General features: G+C 73.5%; 16 protein-coding genes. 5 read left to right on the forward strand and 11 right to left on the reverse strand.

The window, feature by feature from the left end; genetic code table 11:
• Positions 1 to 46: 46 nt before the first annotated feature.
• On the reverse strand, positions 47 to 1,387 hold the full coding sequence (locus tag ACFWIS_RS20425) for a dicarboxylate/amino acid:cation symporter (protein ID WP_380455160.1): 1,341 nt from the start codon (positions 1,385 to 1,387) through the stop codon (positions 47 to 49).
• A 475-nt stretch (positions 1,388 to 1,862) separates the two neighbouring features.
• Between ACFWIS_RS20425 and ACFWIS_RS20430 the strand changes: the two genes are divergently transcribed.
• Positions 1,863 to 3,071 (forward strand): MFS transporter, encoded by a 1,209-nt coding sequence (locus tag ACFWIS_RS20430; protein WP_380455162.1) that lies wholly within the window; start codon positions 1,863 to 1,865, stop codon positions 3,069 to 3,071.
• Between the two features lie 92 nt (positions 3,072 to 3,163).
• Here ACFWIS_RS20430 and ACFWIS_RS20435 read toward each other — a convergent pair whose 3' ends face one another.
• The 5 genes from ACFWIS_RS20435 to ACFWIS_RS20455 all read right to left on the reverse strand — a co-directional run bounded on the left by ACFWIS_RS20435 (position 3,164) and on the right by ACFWIS_RS20455 (position 10,238).
• A complete protein-coding gene (locus ACFWIS_RS20435; protein ID WP_380455164.1) occupies positions 3,164 to 6,559 on the reverse strand; it encodes an SdrD B-like domain-containing protein in 3,396 nt (1,131 codons plus the stop codon).
• A gap of 137 nt (positions 6,560 to 6,696) precedes the next feature.
• Positions 6,697 to 7,866, reverse strand: a complete 1,170-nt coding sequence (locus ACFWIS_RS20440) for a LacI family DNA-binding transcriptional regulator (RefSeq protein WP_380455166.1) — start codon at positions 7,864 to 7,866, stop codon at positions 6,697 to 6,699.
• A gap of 17 nt (positions 7,867 to 7,883) precedes the next feature.
• Complete coding sequence (locus tag ACFWIS_RS20445) at positions 7,884 to 8,228, reverse strand: DUF4229 domain-containing protein (protein WP_380455168.1); 345 nt, start codon at positions 8,226 to 8,228, stop codon at positions 7,884 to 7,886.
• A gap of 101 nt (positions 8,229 to 8,329) precedes the next feature.
• Positions 8,330 to 8,857: a GNAT family N-acetyltransferase gene (locus ACFWIS_RS20450; RefSeq protein WP_380455170.1), complete on the reverse strand. Its 528-nt coding sequence runs from the start codon at positions 8,855 to 8,857 to the stop codon at positions 8,330 to 8,332.
• 52 nt (positions 8,858 to 8,909) lie between these two features.
• On the reverse strand, positions 8,910 to 10,238 hold the full coding sequence (locus ACFWIS_RS20455; RefSeq protein ID WP_380455172.1) for an MFS transporter: 1,329 nt from the start codon (positions 10,236 to 10,238) through the stop codon (positions 8,910 to 8,912).
• A 181-nt stretch (positions 10,239 to 10,419) separates the two neighbouring features.
• Between ACFWIS_RS20455 and ACFWIS_RS20460 the strand changes: the two genes are divergently transcribed.
• Positions 10,420 to 11,448 (forward strand): GlxA family transcriptional regulator, encoded by a 1,029-nt coding sequence (locus tag ACFWIS_RS20460; protein WP_380455174.1) that lies wholly within the window; start codon positions 10,420 to 10,422, stop codon positions 11,446 to 11,448.
• Between the two features lie 460 nt (positions 11,449 to 11,908).
• On the opposite strand, the gene ACFWIS_RS20465 is transcribed toward ACFWIS_RS20460, so the two are convergent.
• Positions 11,909 to 12,382, reverse strand: coding sequence for an ATP-binding protein (locus ACFWIS_RS20465; RefSeq protein WP_380455176.1), 474 nt, complete (start codon positions 12,380 to 12,382; stop codon positions 11,909 to 11,911).
• A 636-nt stretch (positions 12,383 to 13,018) separates the two neighbouring features.
• On the opposite strand from ACFWIS_RS20465, the gene ACFWIS_RS20470 reads away from it, so the two are divergent.
• Positions 13,019 to 13,603, forward strand: coding sequence for a sigma-70 family RNA polymerase sigma factor (locus tag ACFWIS_RS20470; protein ID WP_380455178.1), 585 nt, complete (start codon positions 13,019 to 13,021; stop codon positions 13,601 to 13,603).
• A 37-nt stretch (positions 13,604 to 13,640) separates the two neighbouring features.
• Positions 13,641 to 14,828, forward strand: a complete 1,188-nt coding sequence (locus ACFWIS_RS20475; protein WP_380455180.1) for a zf-HC2 domain-containing protein — start codon at positions 13,641 to 13,643, stop codon at positions 14,826 to 14,828.
• A 51-nt stretch (positions 14,829 to 14,879) separates the two neighbouring features.
• Here ACFWIS_RS20475 and purU read toward each other — a convergent pair whose 3' ends face one another.
• Together purU and ACFWIS_RS20485 are read right to left on the reverse strand one after the other, a co-directional pair.
• A complete protein-coding gene (gene purU / locus ACFWIS_RS20480; RefSeq protein WP_380455182.1) occupies positions 14,880 to 15,746 on the reverse strand; it encodes a formyltetrahydrofolate deformylase in 867 nt (288 codons plus the stop codon).
• A 128-nt stretch (positions 15,747 to 15,874) separates the two neighbouring features.
• Entirely contained in the window at positions 15,875 to 16,309 is a 435-nt protein-coding gene (locus tag ACFWIS_RS20485) for a hypothetical protein (protein ID WP_380455184.1), read from the reverse strand.
• A gap of 257 nt (positions 16,310 to 16,566) precedes the next feature.
• Between ACFWIS_RS20485 and ACFWIS_RS20490 the strand changes: the two genes are divergently transcribed.
• A complete protein-coding gene (locus ACFWIS_RS20490; RefSeq protein ID WP_380455186.1) occupies positions 16,567 to 17,868 on the forward strand; it encodes an ABC transporter substrate-binding protein in 1,302 nt (433 codons plus the stop codon).
• 71 nt (positions 17,869 to 17,939) lie between these two features.
• On the opposite strand, the gene ACFWIS_RS20495 is transcribed toward ACFWIS_RS20490, so the two are convergent.
• Together ACFWIS_RS20495 and ACFWIS_RS20500 are read right to left on the reverse strand one after the other, a co-directional pair.
• Positions 17,940 to 19,136 carry a hypothetical protein gene (locus ACFWIS_RS20495; RefSeq protein WP_380455188.1) on the reverse strand — a complete coding sequence of 399 codons (1,197 nt, stop codon included), beginning with the start codon at positions 19,134 to 19,136 and terminating at the stop codon, positions 17,940 to 17,942.
• Between the two features lie 172 nt (positions 19,137 to 19,308).
• Entirely contained in the window at positions 19,309 to 20,685 is a 1,377-nt protein-coding gene (locus ACFWIS_RS20500; RefSeq protein WP_380455190.1) for a transcriptional regulator, read from the reverse strand.
• Positions 20,686 to 20,948 lie beyond the last annotated feature (263 nt).

Below are 20,948 nucleotides of genomic sequence, written 5' to 3' on the forward strand. Positions count from 1 at the left end.
GAGCCCTCCCCCGCTTGAAGGGGGAGGGCTCGTCCAAGCTGTTTGCCTATGCGGCAGCAGCAGCCTTCACCGAGGCCGGTGCCGGGATGGCGGCCGGCTCGTCCAGCAGGTCACCGCTCGGGTTGTTGTAGGCCTCGCGGTCGAGGATGCCTTCGCGGGCAGCCACGACGATCGGCGTTACAACTTGACCGGCGACGTTGGTGGCGGTGCGCATCATGTCCAGGATCGGGTCGATGGCCAGCAGCAGGCCGACGCCCTCCAGCGGCAGGCCCAGGGTGGACAGGGTCAGCGTCAGCATGATGATCGCGCCGGTGAGACCGGCGGTCGCGGCCGAGCCGACGACCGAGACGAAGGCGATCAGGATGTAGTCCTTGATGCCCAGTTCGATGTTGTAGACCTGGGCGACGAAGATCGCGGCGACGGCCGGGTAGATCGAGGCGCAGCCGTCCATCTTGGTGGTGGCGGCGAACGGCACCGAGAACGACGCGTACTCGCTCGGGACGCCGAGGCGCTCGGTGACGCGGCGGGTGACCGGCAGGGTGCCGACCGAGGAGCGCGAGACGAAGGCCAGCTGGATGGCGGGCCAGGCGCCCTTGAAGAAGTGCACCGGGTTGAGGCCCGCGGCGAAGCGCAGCACCAGCGAGTAGACGACGAACAGCACCAGCGCGCAGCCGACGTAGATGTCGAGGGTCAGCGTGGCGAAGGGCTTGAGCAGGTCCCAGCCGTACTTGGCGACGGACTTGCCGATCAGGCCGAGGGTGCCGAGCGGGGAGAGCCGGATGACCCACCAGAGGGCGGTCTGGGTCAGCTCCAGCACGGACTCGCTGATCTTGAGGACCGGCTCGGCCTTGGCGCCGAGCTTGATGATCGCGGCGCCGACCACGACCGCCATGAAGACGATCTGCAGCACGTTCACCTTGACGAAGGCGTCGACGATGTTGGTCGGGAAGATCCCGGTCAGGAAGTCGATCCAGGTGCCCTTGGAGTCGAGCGCCTTGAGGCCCTCGGTCTTCAGGTTGGTGCCCTGGCCGGGGTTGGTCAGCAGACCCAGGCCCAGGCCGATGCCGACCGCGATCAGCGAGGTGATCATGAACCAGAGCAGCGTGCGGGTGGCCAGGCGGGCCGCGTTGGTGACGTTGCGCAGGTTGGCGACGCTCACCACGATCGCGGTGAACACCAGCGGCGGCACGGCCAGCTTGAGCAGCTGGACGAAGATCTTGCCGATGGTCTCCAGGGTGGTGGCGAGCCAGGAGATGTCGGCGGCGCGGGCCAGGTAGCCGAGGCCGATGCCGAACACGAGGCCGGCGACGATCTGCACCCAGAACGGCGTCTTGCGGATGCGGGTGAGCACGGACGGCGACGAGGTCGCCTCGGGCGCTGTGGACATGGGGGTGCGGCTCCGGGGGAGGGCGTTGCTGACGGTGGGAAGTGGAGCAGAGGAGGCGGCACGGCGCGGAGCCGGACGGGAGAGGGTCACCGACCCCGTTTCAGGGGCGTGCCGCCGCGATACAGCTCATGGCTGCACAGCTCATGGCGCGACAACGGCGCGGGCTGTCCACAGCACCGGTCAGAGCACCCGGGCGGGCGGCGCCGGGCAGCTGGCCCGGGCCGTGCATCCGCAGTGCTTCTGAAGTGGTCACGGCCGACACGTTAGCAGCAAAGGTTTGAGATGTTCAAAGTACTTGTTTGAGATCAGGCCACTCCGGACCCGCATCCAGGAGTGGGACAGGAGTGGGATCCGGACACGAACGAAGCTGACGCCCCATCAGATCCACCTTCCGGCCAGATTGACCGGCCGGCAGTTATACGTATAACTTTGACAGCGCCCCGCCCTCCCCTGCCTTGACCGGAGAAGACCACCGATGGGCTACCTCGCCCTGCTTCGCGCCCCGCACGTCACCCGACTCCTGCTCGGCACCCTGCTCGGCCGCCTGCCCGCCGGTATGACCGCCCTGGTGATCGCCCTCGCCCTGCGCGAGGCCGGCGTCCCCTACGGCCGGATCGGCCTGGCCACCTCCGTTTACGCGCTCGCCGCCGCCGTCGGCGGCCCGGTGCTCGGCCGGATCGTCGACCGCACCGGCCAGCCGCGCGTCCTGCTCGCCTCCGCCGTGGTGGCCGGCGGCGGGTACGCCTTGCTCGCCCTCACCCCCGGTTCCGCGCTCGCCGCCCCCCTGGGCGCCGCTGTCGCCGGCCTGGCGATGCCCCCGCTGGAACCCTGCCTGCGCTCGCTCTGGCCGGCCGTGGTCGACGAGGACCAGCTCGACACCGCGTACGCCTTCGACTCCGCCTCCCAGCAGATCCTCTACGTCGCCGGACCGCTGGCCGTCGCCGGCATCGCCGGACTCTTCAGCCCGGTCGCCGCGCTCTGGGTGGCTGCCGGACTCGGCCTGGTCGGTGCGCTGGTCGTGGCCACCGCGGCGCCCGCCCGGACCTGGCGCGCCCCCGCCCGCGAGCAGTCCGCCGGACTCCTCGGCCCGCTGCGCTCCCCCGGCCTGGTGCTGCTGCTGATCGGACTGGCCGGGGCCGGCTGGGCGGTAGGCGCCCAGAACGTGCTGTTCATCGCCTACGCCGAACAGCACTCCGGCACGCTGCCCGGCGGCGGGGGCACCCTGCTGGCGCTGGCCGCGCTCGGCGGACTGCTCGGCGCGCTGGCCTACGGCATGGTCGACTGGCGGCAGAGCACCGCGACCCGCACCTGGATGATGGCCCTCGCGATGGCCGCCTCCTACCTGCCGCTGGTCACGCTGCCCGGCCCGTACCCGATGGCCGCGCTGGCCTTCCTCTCCGGCATCCTGCTCGCCCCGCTGCTGGCCGCCGCCTTCGTCCTGGTCGCCGAACTGGCCCCGACCGGGACGGTCACCGAGGCCTTCGCCTGGCTGGTCACCCTGTTCGCCACCGGCAACTCGCTCGGCTACGCCGTCTCCGGCCACCTCGCCGAGGGCTCGCTGCGCTCGGTCGCGGTCTGCGCGGCGGGCGGGATCGCGCTCGGCGCACTGGTGCTGTTCGGCGCCCGGCGCTGGTTCCGCGGCGCACCGGTCGCGCCGCTCGCCGAACCCGTCCCGGTGGGCTGACCGCCCACCCCCACAGACGACTGCGCCCGCCGGGGTCTGGCCGGCGGGCGCAGTCATGTCCTTCCACTCATCCGGAGCGATCGCCCGAGCGATCAGCTGTGGCGGCCCCGACGACCCCAGGCGATCACGGTGAACAGCACACCGCTGCCCAGCACACCGGCCGCCAGCAGCACCGGCACCAGCCCGGACCCACCGGTGCCGGGCAGCTCACCGCCCCCGTGGCTCCGGGACGGCGACGGGCTGTGCGTCGGACTGTGCGACGGGCTGTGCGTCGGGCTCGGCGAGGGCGACCCGGACGACGTCGGGGACGGCGACGACGTGGGCGAGGGCGAACTCGTCGGAGACGGCGACGAGGTCGGAGAAGGGGACGACGTCGGAGACGGCGACGACGTGGGCGAGGGCGAACTCGTCGGAGACGGCGACGAGGTCGGAGAAGGGGACGAGGTCGGAGAGGGGGAGGAGGTCGGAGAGGGGGAGGAGGTCGGCGAAGGCGAAGGCGACCCCGCCAGCACCAGCCCCATGTCCAGGTTCAGGTCCCGCTGCCCGCCCGACAGCCGCACCGTCTGGGTGGTCCCCGTGACCGGGTCGGCGTCCGAGTCCAGCGCCGGATCCGTCCCGGCGTGCCGCACGGTGACCTTGGCCCCGGACGGAATGGTCGTCAGGTCGAAGCGCACCGTGTACTCCCCGTCCGGCAGCTTGTCGAACAGGTAGTGCCCGGTGGCGTCGGTGACCGTCGTGACCGGCTTGCCCATCTTGTCGCGGACCGGCTGCCCGGCGCCGTCCAGCAGTTCGACCCGGACGCCCGGTACGCCGGCCACGCCGGGCTGCTGGATGCCGCTGCCGTCGCGGTCGGCCCAGACGAGGTCGCCGAGCGCGTTGTTCGGCGGGACTGGCGCCTGGACGCCGACGCCGACCTTGGCGGGTTCGGCGGGCAGCAGCGGGCTGCCGCTGGAGTCGGTGGCGGTGTAGGCGAAGCTGTTCCAGGCGAAGTCGGCGTTGCCGGCGTCCACTGAGGCGACCATCGGCCAGGTCAGGGTGAAGAGGGCGCCGGGCGCCAGGGTGCCGGGCCGGCGGACCCGGAACCAGGTGGTGGTGCCGGGGCCGGGGAAGGTGCTGCTCCACCGGGCGTTGGCGTCGCACGGGCCGGGCACCGTGATCGCTCCGGAGACGCACGGGGTGGGCGAGGTGGTGTACTCGATCACCACGGTCGGGTCACTGGAGGTCAGCGGCTGGGTGAGCGAGGGCGTCCAGGCGGAGCCGCGCTGGATGTCGGGCCGCAGCACGTAGGAGTCACCCGGGGTGGGCAGCTTGTCGTACGCGATGAACTCGGTGACCGGGTCGGGCGAGTCGTTGCGGACGGTCAGCCGGTAGGAGATGCCGCCGCCGGGGGTGGTGGTGCCGGTGGTGGCGTAGTCCTTGTCGAGGTCGCCCTTGACCTCCTTGAAGGACCGCAGCACGGCCGGGACCTGCACCTCGACCTGCGAGGAGGCGTGGCACATGGTCTCGGTGGTGTTGCCGTCGCCGTTGAGGTCGAGGGTGTCCGGCACCCCGCTGTCGGTGCCGAAGTAGGAGCAGCGGACGGGGGCGGTGGCGCCCTCGGTGGTGACGTACACGTCGTTGGTGAGGGTGCCGGGCTGGGCGCTGCCGGCGACCTGGGCGTCGATCAGGGTGCGGTACGCCTTGCCGTCGTTCTGGTACATCATGTCGGGCGCACCGGCCGGCCAGGTCATCTTGAGCAGCTGGCGGCCGTCGGGGCCGGGCAGCACCTGGACGGACTGGGGGGCGACGGAGTCCGGGTAGGCGGGGTTGCGGCGGGCACTGCCGTCGACGTAGACCAGGCCGGGCGGCAGCAGGTCGTAGAGGACGAGCGGGGTGTCGAGGGTGCGGCCGGTGCGGTTGTACGGGACCACCTCGAACGTGGCGGTACCGCCGGGGGCGAGGACGGCGCCGGCGGTGGTGGTCTTGGCGGCGCCGAGGTTGACGGCGGCGGTGACCGTGGTGTCGGCACAGGCGGCGGCCGCGGAGGTGTCGCCGGCCGCGTCGGTGCCGGTGACGTCCACGCAGTTGTGCAGCGGGGTGGGCGCCGGGCGGCCGTCGTGGCCGGGGGTGACGACCTGGGCGTGGACCTGAACGGCGTCGCCGGGGCTCCAGCCGGTCGGGATCGGGCCGTTCCACTCGAAGCGCAGCCCGTCCAGCCAGCGGCCCGCCGGGATGCCGATCACGTCGTAGTCGGGGTTGCCGGCGCCGGTGGCGAAGGTGATCCAGCCGGGCCTGGAGCCGTTGAACGGTTTGGTGGGGGTGAAGGTCTGCCAGGTCGGGTCGCCGTTCAGCCGGTACTGCAGGGTGAGGACGATGCTGGTGGGGGTCCACGTCGACCACTGGACGGCCTGGGGGATCAGCCAGTCGTAGAGGCCGGGGGTGGTGCCCGAGCCGGGGTCGGTCATCACCAGGCTGGTGGCGGGCCCGGCGGCGTTGCCGGGACGAATCCCGAAGGAGGCGATGTCACCGGAGTCGACCTGGTTCCGCCAGACCTTGGAGGCGGTGACCTGGATGCCCGTGGCGGGCGGCTGGAAGGTCGGGGTCTGCGCGGTGTCGGTGGACAGGTCGCGCATCGGCTCGGGGCCGAGCGGGTCGCCCTGCAGGACCACGGAGTTGGTGGAGGTGGTGCCGCTGGGGAAGGGCGGGTCGGGATAGTTGACGACCAGCACGCCGGGGATGCGGCAGCCGGCCTGGCCGTTGCCGGCCCGGAACTCTCCGATGTCGTAGATCCAGCGGTCCGGGTCGGCCGGGTCCTGGGCCCAGCCGGGCGAGCGCCCGGTGTCGACGACCGCGCCCGGCGGCAGGGTGTCGACCAGCCGGGCGGCGTCCAGGTCGACGTTGGGGACGCCGGCGGTGGAGCAGGCACTGAACTGGTAGGTGACCGAGCGGCCGTCCTGGCTGCTGGCCTGGACGCCCTTGGTGACCTTGTAGTCGGGCTGGACGTGCGCGGTGGTGGAGGCGGAGCCGGTCTCCGGGGGCTCGCCGTCGGCGGTCAGGGTGGCCGAGTTGACGGTCCGGGTGTTGTTCGGGGTGGTGAAGTTCGGGAACTTGAGCACGACCTTGACGGTCGCGGTGGTCCCGGGGGTGAGGGTGAGCAGCTTGATGTCGAGGGCGCCGGCGACGGTGCCCGCGGCCGGGACGGTGGAGCCGGCCACGTCGACGGTGCTGGCGTCCGGGACCCAGCCGACGAACTCCATCCCGGCGGGCAGTGAGTCGGTGATGTGCCCGCTGGTGCAGTCACTCACCGAGCAGGTGTAGCGCAGGGTGTAGGTGACGTTCTCGCCGGGCACCACGGTGGCCTTGTCGACCGTCTTGGTGAAGGTGACGGCCGCCTCGGCGGGCGGGGCGGTGAGGGTTCCGGTGAGCAGGGTGCCCGCGAACAGGCCGAAGGCAGTGGCCAGTCGGGCAGCTCTGGACAGGCGTGGGGATCGTGGTCGGGGCGTCCGCATAGGCGGAATCTCACCGTCCGATTAAACGTCCGAGGCCACGGCGCGAGAGGAAAAGATCCGGATTCACCTGATCGGATTAGTACGAACGGGCACCCCGTCGGACACCGGCCCGCCGGGGCCGGCTCGCCGAAGGCCCGTCAGTCCGAGCTCGGAGCCGGGTCCGAAGCAGGGGCAGGGGCTGAGGCAGGGGCCGTCGAGGAGCGCCGCACCAGCGAGGTGGCCAGCGGCGCGAGCGGCTCCACCGGCTCCCCGCGCAGCAGTCCGGCGAGCGCGGCCGCCCCTGCCCGACCCAGGTCCTCACCGGGCAGGTCGACGGTGGTCAGCGGCGGGGCGAGCAGCCCGGAGACCGCGATGTTGTCCATGCCGACCACCGACAGGTCCTCCGGCACCCGCAACCCCCGCTCGGCGGCGGCCTGGTAGACGCCGGAGGCGACCACGTCGTCGTCGCAGATCACCGCCCGCGGACGGTCCGCCCGCTCCAGCAGCTCCCCCGCCACGATCCTCGCGGCCGCATAGCCCTCGTTCAGGCTCACGCCCAGCTCCACGACCTCCAGGCCGAGTTCGCGGACGGCCTGCTCGAAGGCGGCCTGCCGGACCCGGAAGGTGTAGGCGGCGTGGGTGGAGCGCAGGTGCCCGATCCGGCGGTGCCCGAGGGCGGCCAGGTGCTCGACGGCCGCCCGCATCCCGCCGGCCACGTCGAGTTCGACGGTCGGGCGGGCCCGGTCGGTGCCGGGGTCGGCGTCCAGGAAGACGGCGGGGGTGTCCGGCGGCAGCTCGCCCAGCTGGCTGTCGTCCGGGGAGCAGATCAGCAGGCCGTCGAAGCGGCCCGCGGTGGCGGCCTCGGCGAGGGTGGCGCTGCCCCAGCCGGAGCTGACCACGACCGCCAGCCCGTGCCGGCCGGCCTCGTGGTGGACACCCTCCAGCACCCGGCCGAAGAACGGGCCCTGGAGGTTCGGCACGGCCAGCATGATCATCCCGCTGCGGCCCAGCCGCAGCTGCCGGCCGGCCGCCTGCGGGCGGTAGCCGAGGCTGCGGGCCGCCTCGCGGACCCGCTCCCTGGTCGCCTCGGAGACCCGGCGGCCCGCCTCGGCCCCGGAGAACACCAGCGAGACGGTGGCCTGGGAGACCCCGGCGAGCCGGGCCACGTCCCGCCCGGTGGGCCGGCGCACGGGGGTCGGCCACGTCCCGGCGGGCCGTTCGGCCCCGGCGCCGGTCCCGGTCCCGGCCTCGGCTCCGGCTCCGGACTCGACGTCCGGGCGGGGGTGCGGCTCAGCGGGCACGGCGGGCACGGCGGGCTCAGCGGGCACGCGGGTTGCGCCCGGGATCAGTTCTGCCGGGAGGCGGCCGCGCGGACGGCGTCGTCCACGGCGTCCTCCTCGGCGTTCTGCGCGGCGATCCGCTCGGCGGTACGGTTGCGCATCCCGACGACCTTGCTGTTGATCTGGGAGGACATCTCGTCGCGCTGCTTGCTCAGCAGCACGTAGCTGAGCGGCGCGGAGGCGATCGCGGCCAGCAGGACCAGGAAGATCACCCCGGCCTCACCGCTCACCGGGATGATCCCGAAGTGCCCGAGCAGCAGGGCCACCAGCAGGCAGCCGAGGAAGATGCTGGCCCGCATGGAGGTGTAGCGGAGCGTGGCGTGCGACTTCTGCGGGCCGTTGCTGCTCACTGGGACACATCCTTCTGGTCGAGCCGGGGCGGGTCTTCCAGTCAAGCATGCCTGACACCCGGCGCGGGCCAGGGGGCACCGGTCACCTCTCCGGGGCGGGATCAGCGCAGGTCGAGCCACATGGTGATGTCGTCGCGGTCGTCCCCGGGGGCGACCCGGATCGCGGCCGGCACCCGGCCGACCTCGCGGTAGCCGCAGCGCTCGTAGAAGCGCTCCAGGCCCAGGCCGCCGCGGGCGGTGAGCCGCAGTGACTCCAGGCCCCAGGCGCGGGCCACCCGCTCGGCCTCGGCGAGCAGTTCGGCGCCGTACCCGAGGCCCTGGAAGTCGGGGTGCACCATGACCCGCTTGAGCAGCCGCCAGTGCTCCATCGGCTCGAACCGCATCGACGCGAAGAACAGCACCCCGACCAGCCGGCCGGTCGCGCCGTCGTGCGCGACCAGCAGCCGGTCGGGGCCGTCCGGGGCGAGCCCGGCGAACTGCTCGTCGGCGGTGTCCCAGACCTCGTCCTCGGCGACCGGGGCCACGAAGCCGACCGCGCCGCCGGCGTTGGTCACGTCCGTCCAGAGCCGCACCACGGCGCCGCGCAGGTCGGGGTCGGGCTTCGGGTCGAGGGTGAAGGTGAGCGCCATGAAGCGGAGCCTAATCCTCCGCTCGGACACCGCCCCGAGAACACCGGGAGCCTCAGGACAGGGCGGGCACCACCCGGTCCGTCGGCCGTCCGGTGCGCAGCGCCAGGCAGAGACCGACCGCGACCGCGCACAGCGCGCCGGCGCCGTACCAGGTGAGGTCGTAGTTGCCGAGCGCGTCGCGGGCCAGGCCGGCCAGCCCGGCGACCACGGCGGCGCCGATCTGGTGGGCGGCGAGCACCCAGCCGAAGACGATCGGGGCGTCGTCGCCGAAGTGCCGGCGGCACAGGGCGACGGTCGGCGGCACGGTGGCCACCCAGTCCAGGCCGTAGAAGATGACGAAGGCGAGGATCGGCGGCTGCAGCGAGCCGGCCAGTAGCTGGGGCAGCAGGAGCAGGGAGAGGCCGCGCAGCCCGTAGTAGACGGTGAGCAGCAGCCGGGAGTCGACCCGGTCGGTGAGCCAGCCGCTGAACACGGTGCCGACCACGTCGAACAGGCCGATCAGGGCGAGCAGGCTCGCGGCGGTGGTGACGGGCATGCCGTGGTCGTGCGCGGCCGGGATGAAGTGGGTGCCGACCAGGCCGGCGGTGGTGGCGCCGCAGATCGCGAAGGAGCTCGCTAGCAGCCAGAACGGCCGGGTGCGGGCGGCGTCGCGCAGCACCCGCAGGGTGCGGGCCAGGGCGCGGGCGTCCCGCACCGGCGCGGGCGGAGCCTCGGTGGCGCCGTACGGGAGCAGGCCGAGGTCGGCGGGGCGCTCGCGCATCAGCAGCAGGACGGGCACCGCGACGGCGCTGGCGGCGAGCGAGACCACCACCACGGCCGAGCGCCAGCCGTGCTGTTCGACCAGCCAGGCGCCGACCGGCAGGAAGACCAGGTTCCCGGCGGCGCCGGCGGCGGTGAGCACCCCGGTGACCAGGCCCTGGCGGGCCTGGAACCAGCGGCCGGTGATGGTGGTGGCGAACGCCCCGGCCATCGAGCCGCTGCCGAGGCCGACCAGCACGCCCCAGCAGAGGACCAGCTGCCAGGGCTGGCGCATCAGCATGGTGAGGCCGGCGCCGACCGAGATGGTGAGCAGCGCGCAGACCACCACCAGGCGCACGCCGAAACGGTCCATCAGGGCGGCGGCGAAGGGGGCGGTGAGGCCGTAGAGGGTGAGGTTGACGGAGGTGGCGCTGGAGATCGTCGCGAGCAACCAGCCGAACTCGTTGTGCAGGGCGTCCATCATCAGGCTGGGCGTGGAGCGGAAGCCGGCCGATCCGAGCAGGACGAGCAGGGCGACGGCGGCCACCACCCAGGCGTAGTGCACCCGGGGGCGCCGGCCGGGGCCGGGTATCGAGGTGGTGGGGGGCGTCGTGGAGGCGGCGAGGGCACTGCGTTCGGTCACATGGACGAGTCTCCCGAGCGGGCGCGGTCCGGACGAGTGGCCCGAATGACAGCTTTCGCAAGAATCGGGCCACGCCCGGCGCGTACCCTGGCCCGGACCCGCCCCACGGGGAACCACCGGGGGAACCACCGGGGGCCGCTGGGGAACCACCGGGGATGGATCGGGGACGGGAAGGAACGGCATGGCGCACCTGGTCGCGGTACTCGCCCTGGAGGGCGTGATCGCCTTCGAACTCGGCATCCCCGCAAGGATCTTCGGCAACGCCCGGGACGACGCCGGCCGCCCGCTCTACCGGGTGGCCACCTGCACCCTGGACGGCGGGCCGGTCGCCACCAGCGCCGACTTCCGGATCACCGTCGACCACGGGCCCGAACTGCTGGAGCGGGCCGACACGGTGGTGGTCCCGGCCTCCCACGACGCCACCCCGGACGACGTGGACGCCGCCTTCACCCCCGAACTGGCCGCCGCGCTGGGGCGGATCCGGCCCGGCGCCCGGCTGATGTCGATCTGCACCGGCTCCTTCCTGCTGGCCTCGGCCGGCCTGCTGGACGGCCGCCCGGCCACCACCCACTGGCGCTACACCGAGCGCTTCGCCCGGGCGTTCCCGAAGGTCCTGCTGGATCCGGACGTGCTCTACACCGACGACGGCGACGTCCTCACCTCCGGCGGGGTGGCCGCCGGGGTGGACCTGTGCCTGCACGTGGTGCGCCGCGACCACGGCAGCGCGGTGGCCAACGCGGTGGCCCGCAACTGCCTGGTGCCGCCTTGGCGCGACGGCGGCCAGAAGCAGTACGTGGAGGCGCCCAGCCCGGTGGACTCCGGCGGCTCCGGCACCGCCGCCGTACGCGCCTGGGCGCTGGAGCACCTGGACGGGCCGCTGCCGCTGAGCCGGCTCGCCGACCGGGCGGGGATGAGCGTACGGACCTTCACCCGGCGCTTCCGCGAGGAGACCGGCGCCAGCCCCGGCCGGTGGATCACCACCCAGCGCACCGAGCGGGCCCGGCAGTTGCTGGAGCGCACCGACCTGAGCATCGACCAGGTCGCCCGGGAGTCCGGTTTCGGAACGGCCGCCTCGCTGCGGCTGCAGCTGCGCGACCGGCTGGACGTGGCACCGTCCACCTACCGTCGCACCTTCCGGACCACCCCGGCGCAGGCCGGCTCCCAGGAGCGGAACCCGGCCCGGTCCCGCGTCCCGGCCGAAGCCGAGTAGAGCCGAGTGAAGCCAAGTGAGGCCGAGTGAAGGCAGGTGAGGCCGAGTGAAGGCAGGTGACGGCGGGCAGGGCCGAGTGAATCCCGGGAAAGGGCGGGCCGCCGGCCGGAATCCGCCTCACCGGGGCCGGCGCACCGGACGGCGGCCGACCGCGTACGCGCCGAGCGCAACGTGGCGGGCCGCCGTCCGAGCACGGCGCACGGGCCCTGAACCCGCGCCACGGCCTCCGCACTCGCCGAGGAGTGGGCCGCGCCCGGCAGTCCACGATCCCCCCTGCTGACGCGATCCCCCTGGACAGCAGCACCGTGGCGGCGGACGGACGTCCCCTCGGCGTCCCCTCGCAACGGGAGCCGCACCCAAGCGTGATCAGTCGGATACGTCACGTCAATGGGTAGTCCGAAATTCGGAATGGTTGCGTCAGCTTTCGGCCGGTGATCGACACCGGCCGTGCCGGAAGCCGTTATTGCGCCAGAGCCGCCCAGTCCATCCCGGCCAGGGGATCCGCCGGGCGGGCCTCGGCGCCGATCTCGCACCAGACCCGCTTGCCCGAGCCGTCCGGGTACCAGCCCCAGCGCTCGCAGAGCAGCTCGACCAGCTCCAGGCCGCGCCCGTTGGTGGCGTCCTCGTCCGCGCCGGCGTGCCGGGGGGCCGGGGCGGCCTGGCTGGCGTCGGCCACCTCGACCCGCAGCGGGCCGGGCGGACCGGCCGGCGCCGCACCCTCGGCCACCGGCAGACAGAGTCTCAGCACGGCCGGACAGCCGGTGTGCACCACGGCGTTGGTGACCAGCTCCGAGACCACCAGCACCACCGTCTCGGCCATCGGCGCGTCCGGGTCGACCCCGTGGTTCAGCAGCCGCGAGCGCACCCACCGGCGGGCCCGGCCGACCTCGGCGGGGTCCGCCTGCACCGCAAGCTGTACCTGAAGAACCTGCACCGCTCCACCACCCGCACTCGCAGTTCGGCCAACGTCCCGATCGGGCCGGATCAGCCGGCCGGCGGGGCCCTCGCACTTCGCCCGGTGCCACCCGGCTCGCCCGGGCGTTCGCCGACCCGTTCGCCCGCGCCACTCGCCCGCGTCAACTCGTCGGTCGCGCACCGGCCACGACACGAATACGCCTCAGGATGCGTGGGCGGACGGACCGCAGCAAGCGCTTCGGGCATATTCCGGCGATCGGGGGACAGGGCAGTGCATACTGTCCCGCTCACTCTCACGAGCCTCGCACCGGTACTCGTCCGGCCCGGGCCGACGCCGGTCCCGCAGGGCGTGTCGGACACGCCCTGGGCGGGAACCTACCGCCGGACACCCCCGTCGCCCCGCCCGCCACTCGCGAACCACCCGTGCGACATATGTCCAGCGGTTCTCGAACAGCGCCATCGGTGGACCGTCCCACACGGGACGAGCCGCTCCGGTGCCGACCCGCCGTCCGCCGGGCCGCCGTTCGCCGGCCCGGCTCCACGGATCCGAACCACGAGGCGGGGTTCCGTTCTTGGCGGATTCCCCTCCGCCGCCGACCGGCCAGGGGATACCGTTGGGTAACGCCAACGAGCCGGGCAGGAGGGTTGGTTCTCGATGGCCACCCCGGACCGGATCCCGCGTTGGGACGAGCAGTTGCAGCGACGCCTCGCCCGCGGCGAGGAGACCGCGCTCGGCGAACTCTACGACCGGCTCGCCCCGATGGTGCACGGCCTGGCCGGGCGGATACTCGCCGACCAGGCCGCCGCCGCCCAGCTCACCCGGGAGGTCTTCGCCCACGTCTGGGAGCACCCGGAGGACTTCGACCCCGCCCAGGGCTCGCTGCGCTCCTGGCTCGGCTCGCTCACCCACCGCCGCGCGGTCGAACGGCTGCGGGCCCGGCGCGCCGCCGGACCGGACGCGGGCCGCGGCACCGGCGCGGGCGCGGGCGAGGAGGAGATCCGCGCCGTGGCCACCGCCGCGCGGATGCAGTACGTGGTCGACTCCCTGCCCCAACCCCTGCGTGAGACCATCGCGGTGACGTACTACGACGGTCGCACCTACCAGGAGACGGCCCGGCTGCTCGGCATCAGCGAGCAGGCCGCCAAGCAGCGGATGCGGCTCGGACTGGAGCTGCTGGCCACCGAACTGGCCGACGAACGCGCCCGCCAGGAGCACACCGAGGGGGACGGGGGCAGGTGAGCGTGCGCGAGCGAATCGTCGAGAGGTGCGCGGGCGGATGAGCGAGGAGCGGCACGACGCCCTGCGCTCGCTGCTCGGCGCGTGGTCCCTCGGTGCCTGCCCGCCGCGCGAGGCCGCCGAGTTGGAGCAGCACCTGCGGGACTGTCCGGAGTGTGCCGAGGAGGCGGCCCGGCTGCGCGAGGCGGCGGGCTGGCTCTCCCTGGACGAGCCGCTGGACCAGCCGGGTTCGCTGCGCCGGCAGGTGCTGGACTGGTGCCTGGCCCGCCGCCCGGCGGAACTGCCCGTCCCCGCCTGGGGGATGCCGTACACCGCGGAGACCGCCAAGCTCGACGCGCTGCTGCGCGACCTCGGTCCGGAGGAGTGGCAGGAGGTGGCCGAACTGCCGTGGTACGGCGGCACCGAGCGGCTGCACCCGGCCGAGGTGCTGGGCCGGCTGACCGCCGTGGACGGCTTCCTGGCGCTCGCCCTCGGTCTGCCCGACCCGGTGCCGGCCGCCGCTGTGGCCGGGCCCGGGCCGGCCGTGGAGCGGAGGGTGCCGCCGCAGGAGGCCTTCGTCCCGGCGCCGCGGGTGCCACGGGTGCCGCCGCAGGGCGGACCGTACGCGGCGGTCGGCGCGCGCACCGCCCGGCTGCTCGCCGACCAGGCCGGTCTGCCGCCGCAGTCGGTGCGGGCGCGCTGGCGCCAGCAGACCCACGACCTGGTGCGCAGCGCCGCGCTGGCCCCGCAGGGCAGTACCCCGGTCGACCTCGGCTTCGCGGTGCTGCCGCTGCGCGACGCCTTCGTGGACCGCGCCCTGGAGTGCTTCGTGCACGGCGAGGACGTGGCCCGCGCCGTCGCCTATCCGTACGCCCCGCCGTCGCCGCAGCACCTGCGGCAGATGGTGGAGCTGGTGGTGCGGCTGCTGCCGCGGGCACTGGCCGGGCTGCGCGCGGCGCACCCGGAACCCGCCGGGGCGCCGGACGCGCCCGCGGCCGCCCCGGGCGGCCGGCGGCTGCGGCTGGTGGTGGACGGTCCGGCGGCCGGCGAGTGGCTGGTGCCGCTGGACGGCGGGCCGACGGAGGCTCCCGGCGGGGAGCCGGTGGCCTCGATGGTGCTGGACGGCCTGGAGCTGTGCCAGTTGGCGGCCGCGCACCGCGACCCGGACCGGCTGCCGGTGGGCGAGCACGGTGACCGCGCCGCGGTGCGCGAGGTGCTGCACGCGCTGCCGCTGCTCTCCCGGCGCTGACGGCCGCGCGGCTTCCGCCGCAACGCAACGGCCGCGGCCGGACCGCGGGCCTCAGCCGAAGACGACCGTCCGGGTGCCGTCGAGCAGCACCCGGTGCTCGCTGTGCCACTTGACCGCGCGGGCCAGCGCCTGGCACTCGACGTCCCGGCCGAGCGCGACCAGCTGGTCCGGGCTGACGTCGTGGGTGACCCGGGCCACCTCCTGCTCGATGATCGGGCCCTCGTCGAGGTCGGCGGTGACGTAGTGCGCGGTGGCGCCGATCAGCTTCACGCCGCGGGCGTGCGCCTGGTGGTAGGGCTTGGCGCCCTTGAAGCTCGGCAGGAAGGAGTGGTGGATGTTGATCACGCGGCCGGACAGCTCGGTGCACAGCCGGTCGGAGAGCACCTGCATGTAGCGGGCCAGCACGACCAGTTCGACGTTCTCCTTCTCGACCAGGTCGAGCAGCTGCCGCTCGGCGTCGGCCTTGGTGTCCCGGGTGACCGGGATGTGGTGGAAGGGGACGCCGTAGCTCTCGGTGAGGTCCCGCAGGTCGGTGTGGTTGGAGACCACCGCGGCGATCTCCACCGGCAGGGCGCCGATCCTGGTGCGGTAGAGCAGGTCGTTCAGGCAGTGCCCGAACTTGCTGACCATGAGGACGATCCGCATCCGCTGCTCGGTCGGGTGGATCTGCCAGTCCATCCCGAAGGAGGCGCCGATCGCGGCGAAGCTGGCCCGCAGCTTGTCGGCGGTGACCGGCTCGGGGGCGGAGAAGTGCACCCGCATGAAGAACAGTCCGGTGTCCCCGTCGCCGAACTGCTGGCTGTCGATGATGTTGCAGCCGGTCATGAAGAGGTAGCTGGAGACAGCGTGGACGATGCCCTGCTTGTCGGGGCAGGACAGCGTGAGGACGTACTGGGCGCTGGCCGGCTGCTGTTCCACTGCGGGTATCCCGTTCTGAGCTCGTACGAATGCGTCACGCGCGTGCGTGAATGGTCCAGCGTGTCACATCGTGGACGGTCGCCGCCCCGCTGCCCGTACTGCGGGACGGCGCCGACCGGCGGGCGGCCTCAGACCTGGGTCAGGATGCGCAGCACGTCCAGCGACCTGGGGGTGGCGTCCGGGTCGTCCCCGTCGCCGGTGGCCAGGGCGACGTGGGCCTCGCGGGCGGCCCGGACGGTCTCCGGCCAGCCGGGGTGGCCGAGGTAGGCGGAGGCCGGGGCGTCGGCGCCGACCTCGTGCAGCAGCTGCACCGCGCGCAGCACCGCGACGTCGACCAGGGCGGCCTCGGCGGAGTCGCGGAACATGGTGCCCACGTACTTCTCGGCGGACCAGCGGTCCAGCCAGGTGTCCTCGACGAGCCGGTAGACGGCGTCGGTGACGTCCCCGTAGCCCTCCCGGCCGGTCAGCCAGGCCTCGTGCTGGAAACCGGGGTCGGACAGCATGTGCAGCGCCGAGCGCAGTCGGGCTCGCCAGCGCCACCAGGGCAGGTCGTTGAGCGGCATGCCGCCCATCGTGCTGGAGCGGTGGCCCGGACGAGAAGGGTTTCGGGCGGACCGGTGCGAAGAATCTGTGCTGGCGGACATGGTGAACGATCGTACGTTCCCCGTCTGTTCGTACTCCACTCGCGATCTACACGCGTACCGACCCGGATTTCGGCGGCCGTTTGCCGGGCGTTCGCGTTTCTGCCCTCTCGGCTTGCGGCGCCGGGGCTTGGCTTGTTCCCCGGTGCGCCGGATGGCGCCCCAGAGAGGGAAGACCGATGACCAGCCGAAGGGACTCCTCCCGGGCCCGGCCCACGATCAGCGGACGCCGCCCGCGGCGCCCGATCGCCGCCGCGGTGACCGCCGCGGTGCTGTTCCCCACCCTCTTCTCGGCCTCCGCGTGCGGCGGACCGGCCGATGCCTCCACCAACGCCGACGACCTGACCGTGATGACCTGGTCGCCGTCCGGCACCGGCTCCGCGGACCGCCCCGGCATGACCGCGCTCGCCGAGTCGATCGGCCGCGACGTCAACGTCAAGGGCGGGCTGAACGGTCACCGGCTGCACGTGATCACGTGCAACGAGCACAACACCGCGGACGGCGCCAAGGCCTGCGCCCAGCAGGCGGTGGACGCCAAAGCGGTCGCCGTGCTCGGCTCCTACAGCCAGTGGGGCGACGCCTTCATGCCGGTGCTGGAGCGCGCCGGCATCCCGCTGATCGGCGGGTACGGCCTGTCCCAGCCCGAGTTCTCCAGCCCGCTGTCCTACCCGGTGGACGGCGGCATGCCCGCGCTGATCGCCGGCAGCGGCCGCCAGTTGGTCGACGCCGGCTGCAAGGCCGTCTCGCTGATCCGCCCGGACACCCCGGCCGGCGACAACCTGCTCGGCTACCTGGGCAACGCGCTCAAGCCGGCCGGGATCAAGCTGCTGGACGTCAAGGCGCCCGAGCAGTCCTCGGACTACGGCCAGGTGGTCCGCAAGGCGATCGGCAAGGACGAGCCGGGCAACTGCGTCACCAGCGCCCTGGCCGCCGAGCCGACGGGCAACCTGCTGGACGCCTACCGGCGGCAGAACGCGAAGAACACCCGGATCGCCTCGGTGATCGGCAGCGTCCAGCAGTCGGTGGTCGACTCCACCGGCGGCGACTCCGGCCCGCTGGCCGGCGCGTTCGTCACCAGCTGGTACCCGCCGGAGTCGGCCAAGACCTGGGACGCGCTGCGCGCGGTGGTGCGCTCCCAGGCCACCGACGGGCACAGCATCGACGTCGCCGACCCGGGCGTGGAGACCACCTGGGTCGCCTACGAGGTGTTCCGGGTGGTCACCGAGAAGCTGGCGGCGGCCGGCAAGGCGGTCACCGCGAAGACCATCGCCGCCCTGCTGGACAGCGGTGAGGGCATCGACGTCGGGCTCACCCCTCCGCTGAACTGGGGCACCACCAACATGCTGCCGAGCACCGAGTCCCCGCGGCTGGTGAACACCTGGGTCACCTACCAGGTGGTCAGGACCGGCCGGATGACGCTGCAGCAGCCGGGCTTCGTGGACGTCCGCTGGGTGCTCACCGGGGCCCGTTCCCCGAGCTGACCGGGCACGGCACCGAGGGCGGGCCCGGCGCGGGCCCGCCCTTCCGCACTGCTAGAGGCCGTTCCGCACTGCTAGAGGTCGCCGTCGCTGCGGCTGGGCAGCCCGGTCTGGGTGGCGATCGCGTTCCACAGGGTGGAGGCCTGCTTCTTGGCGGTGGTCGCCGTGCCGCTGGCCTGCACCGCGTTCTTGTAGTGCTGGTTGCCGGTGTCCGGCTTCTTCGGGTCGCAGGAGGCCTGGGCGTCGGTCGCCCAGGCCGCGTACTCGTCGTCGGCCTGGGCCGAGGCCGTCCAGGCGGCGTTGAGCTGCTCGACCAGCTGCTGGGCGCCGGGCAGCTTGTCGGTCTTCAGCTGGCCGAGCTTGGTCTGCAGCTCGCGCCGCTTGCCGGCCGCGCCGGACAGCGCCTGCTGCGAGTCGGGCAGCTTGTCGCACTTCTGCACCGAGGCGACCGCTGAGACCACCGCGCTGCGGCTGTCGCTGGCGGTGCCCAGCAGGTCGGACAGCGGCTGGGCCTGGGCCTTGACCTCCGGGTCGGCCGCCGCGCCGGAGCCGCTCGCGCTCGCCCCGCCGGGGGCGCTGCTGCCGGTGGCGGCGACCGGGGCGGTCTTCTGGTCGGACTTGGTGGTGGTGTCGTCGCCGTTCATCAGCACGGCGACCAGCACGCCGGCCACCGCGAAGCCGGCCACCACGCCGCCGATGACCAGCTTGTTGGACGAACGGCCGCCGCGGCCCGAGCGGCCCGCCTGGGTGGCGTCCCGCTCCGGCCCGTAGCCCTCCTGCTGCCCGTAGCCGTCCTGCTGTGGGTAGCCGTCCTGGGCGTAACCGCCCTGCTGGGGGTACCCGTGGCCCGGGTACCCCGGCTGCTGCTGCGGCACGGCCTGCGGGTAGCCCTGGTGCCCCTGGTAGCCGGGCGCGGTCTGCGGCGGGACGCCGTAGCCGGGCTGCGGCGCGGGGTAGCCGCCCTGCGGGTCGCCGGCCGGGTACGGCGGCAGGTGCTGGGTCTCCGGGGCGGCCTCGGCCTGCGGCGGGACGCCGTAACCGGGCTGCGGCGCGGCGCCCCACGGGGGCTGCTGGGCGGGCGGGGCCTGGGTCGGCAGCGCGTGCGCGCCCTCGCCCAGGTACTCGGGCTGCCCGGACGGCTGGCCCACCGGCGGCACGGCCGTGGGGCCCTGCGGCTGGCCCGGCTGGCCCTGGGGCTGGCCGGGCTCGGGGCGGAACAGGTCGTCCAGGTTGAAGTCACCCGAGTTGGGATACGAGCGGCGCTGACTCAACGCGATTCCTCACCTGTGCAGGACCGCGCACTGGCGGCGGACCACATCTCGTCGGTTCTTGGGAGCATCACAGTTCCTTGGACGTCGCGCCCACGCTACCGGTTCGCCTCACCGGGTGACCACGTGGGCGGGACGATCCCACACGCTCCCTGCACAGACGATCGGACGGTCCTCAGGCCGCCTCCGCGTCCGCCCTGGCGTGGAACTCTCGCACCACCCGCTGTTCCCGGTAGGGCTCCAGCCGGCGCCGGAACTCGTCCAGGTACTCCACGCCCCGGTTGGAGCGCAGCCCGCTCAGCAGCCGCACCGCCTGGGTGCCCGTCTCGCAGGCGCGTTCCAGGTCGCGCTGCTGGAGTTGGGCGGTGGCGAGCAGCACCAGGTCCACCGCGCGGCGGCGGACCCGGGTCGGCGGGTGGAGGTCGAGCGCCCGGCGGGCGTAGTGCTCGGCCGGCCCGGCCTGTTCCAGGTCCCGGTGGCAGTGGGCGAGTTCGTCGGCGAGGTAGGCGTCGTCGAAGTGGACGATCCAGTCCGGGTCGTCCTCCGGGCGGCGCTTCTCCATCATCTCCAGCGCCTTGGCCGACACCGCCTCGCAGGAGCGGGCGTCGCCGAGCAGGGCGTGGCCGCGGGCCTCGGCGGCGTAGAACATCGCCATCGCCGTCGGGGTGGCCACCGTCCGGGCGCCCTCCTGGGCGGCGCGGGCGAGTTGGGCGATCTCCCGCGGGTTGCCGAGGGTGGCCGCCAGGTGGCTCATCGAGGCGGCCAGCACATAGCCGCCGTAGCCGCGGTCGTCGGCGGCCTGGGCGAGCCGCAGGGCCTGGATGTAGTAGCGCTGGGCGAGCCCGGGCTGCCCGGTGTCCACCGCCATGTAGCCGGCCAGTTCGGTCAACCTGGCCACCGCGGCGAACAGATGGCGGCCGGTCTCCTCCCGGTAGGCGCCGCCGAGCAGGCCGGAGACCACCGAGTTGAGGTAGTGCACCACGACCGGGCGGACGTGACCGCTGCCGAAGCGGTGGTCCAGGTCGACCAGCATCGCGGTGGTCGCCTTGATCGCGGCAACGTCGGTGGGGCCGACCCGGGGGCCGCCGGTGCGGGCCACCACCGGGTCGGGCGGGGTGATCAGCCAGTCCCGGCTGGGCTCCACCAGCGCGGAGGCGGCGACCGTCGCACCGGTCAGGAAGTCCCGCCGGCCGACGTCACTGCGCCACAGCTCGCACACCTGCTCCAGGGCCGCGTTCAGGGTCGGCGCGAACTGCAGCCCGATGCCGGAGCTGAGGTTCTTGCCGTCGGCCATGCCGATCTCCTCGACCGACACGCTGCGGCCGAGCTTGCGCCCGAGCGCCTCGGCGATCACGGCCGGCGCCTGCCCGCGCGGCTGCTGCCCGCGCAGCCAGCGGGCGACGGAGGTCTTGTCGTAGCGCAGGTCCAGTCCGTGCTCCGCGCCGCACAGGTTGACCCTGCGGGCCAGACCGGCGTTGGAGCAGCTGGCCTCCTGGATCAGTTGCTGCAGGCGCTCGTTGGGCTGTCGTGCGACGAGTGGTCTCGCGGCCATTGGGCTTCGCCTCCCCACACCCTCCGGTCCCGGCCGGCGGGCGACGATGTGCTGATCTGTTGCCGACTGTCCGACCGTCCAAGGAATCTGACCCCAGGTTAGCGATCAGCAACGCCAGCGGGATACCCACGGTGACGAACCGCACCCCCCGCGCGCCCTGGGGAATGCTTCCGTGCGCCCCCGCTGCGCCTGCCTCCGCCCGCCCCAACTCGCTTGAGTCACCGGTTCGGGTGACATTGCCGGGATGCGGCCGACCGGGGCCC

The organism is Kitasatospora sp. NPDC127060 (assembly GCF_042724935.1).
Taxonomy (GTDB): Bacteria; Actinomycetota; Actinomycetes; order Streptomycetales; family Streptomycetaceae; genus Kitasatospora.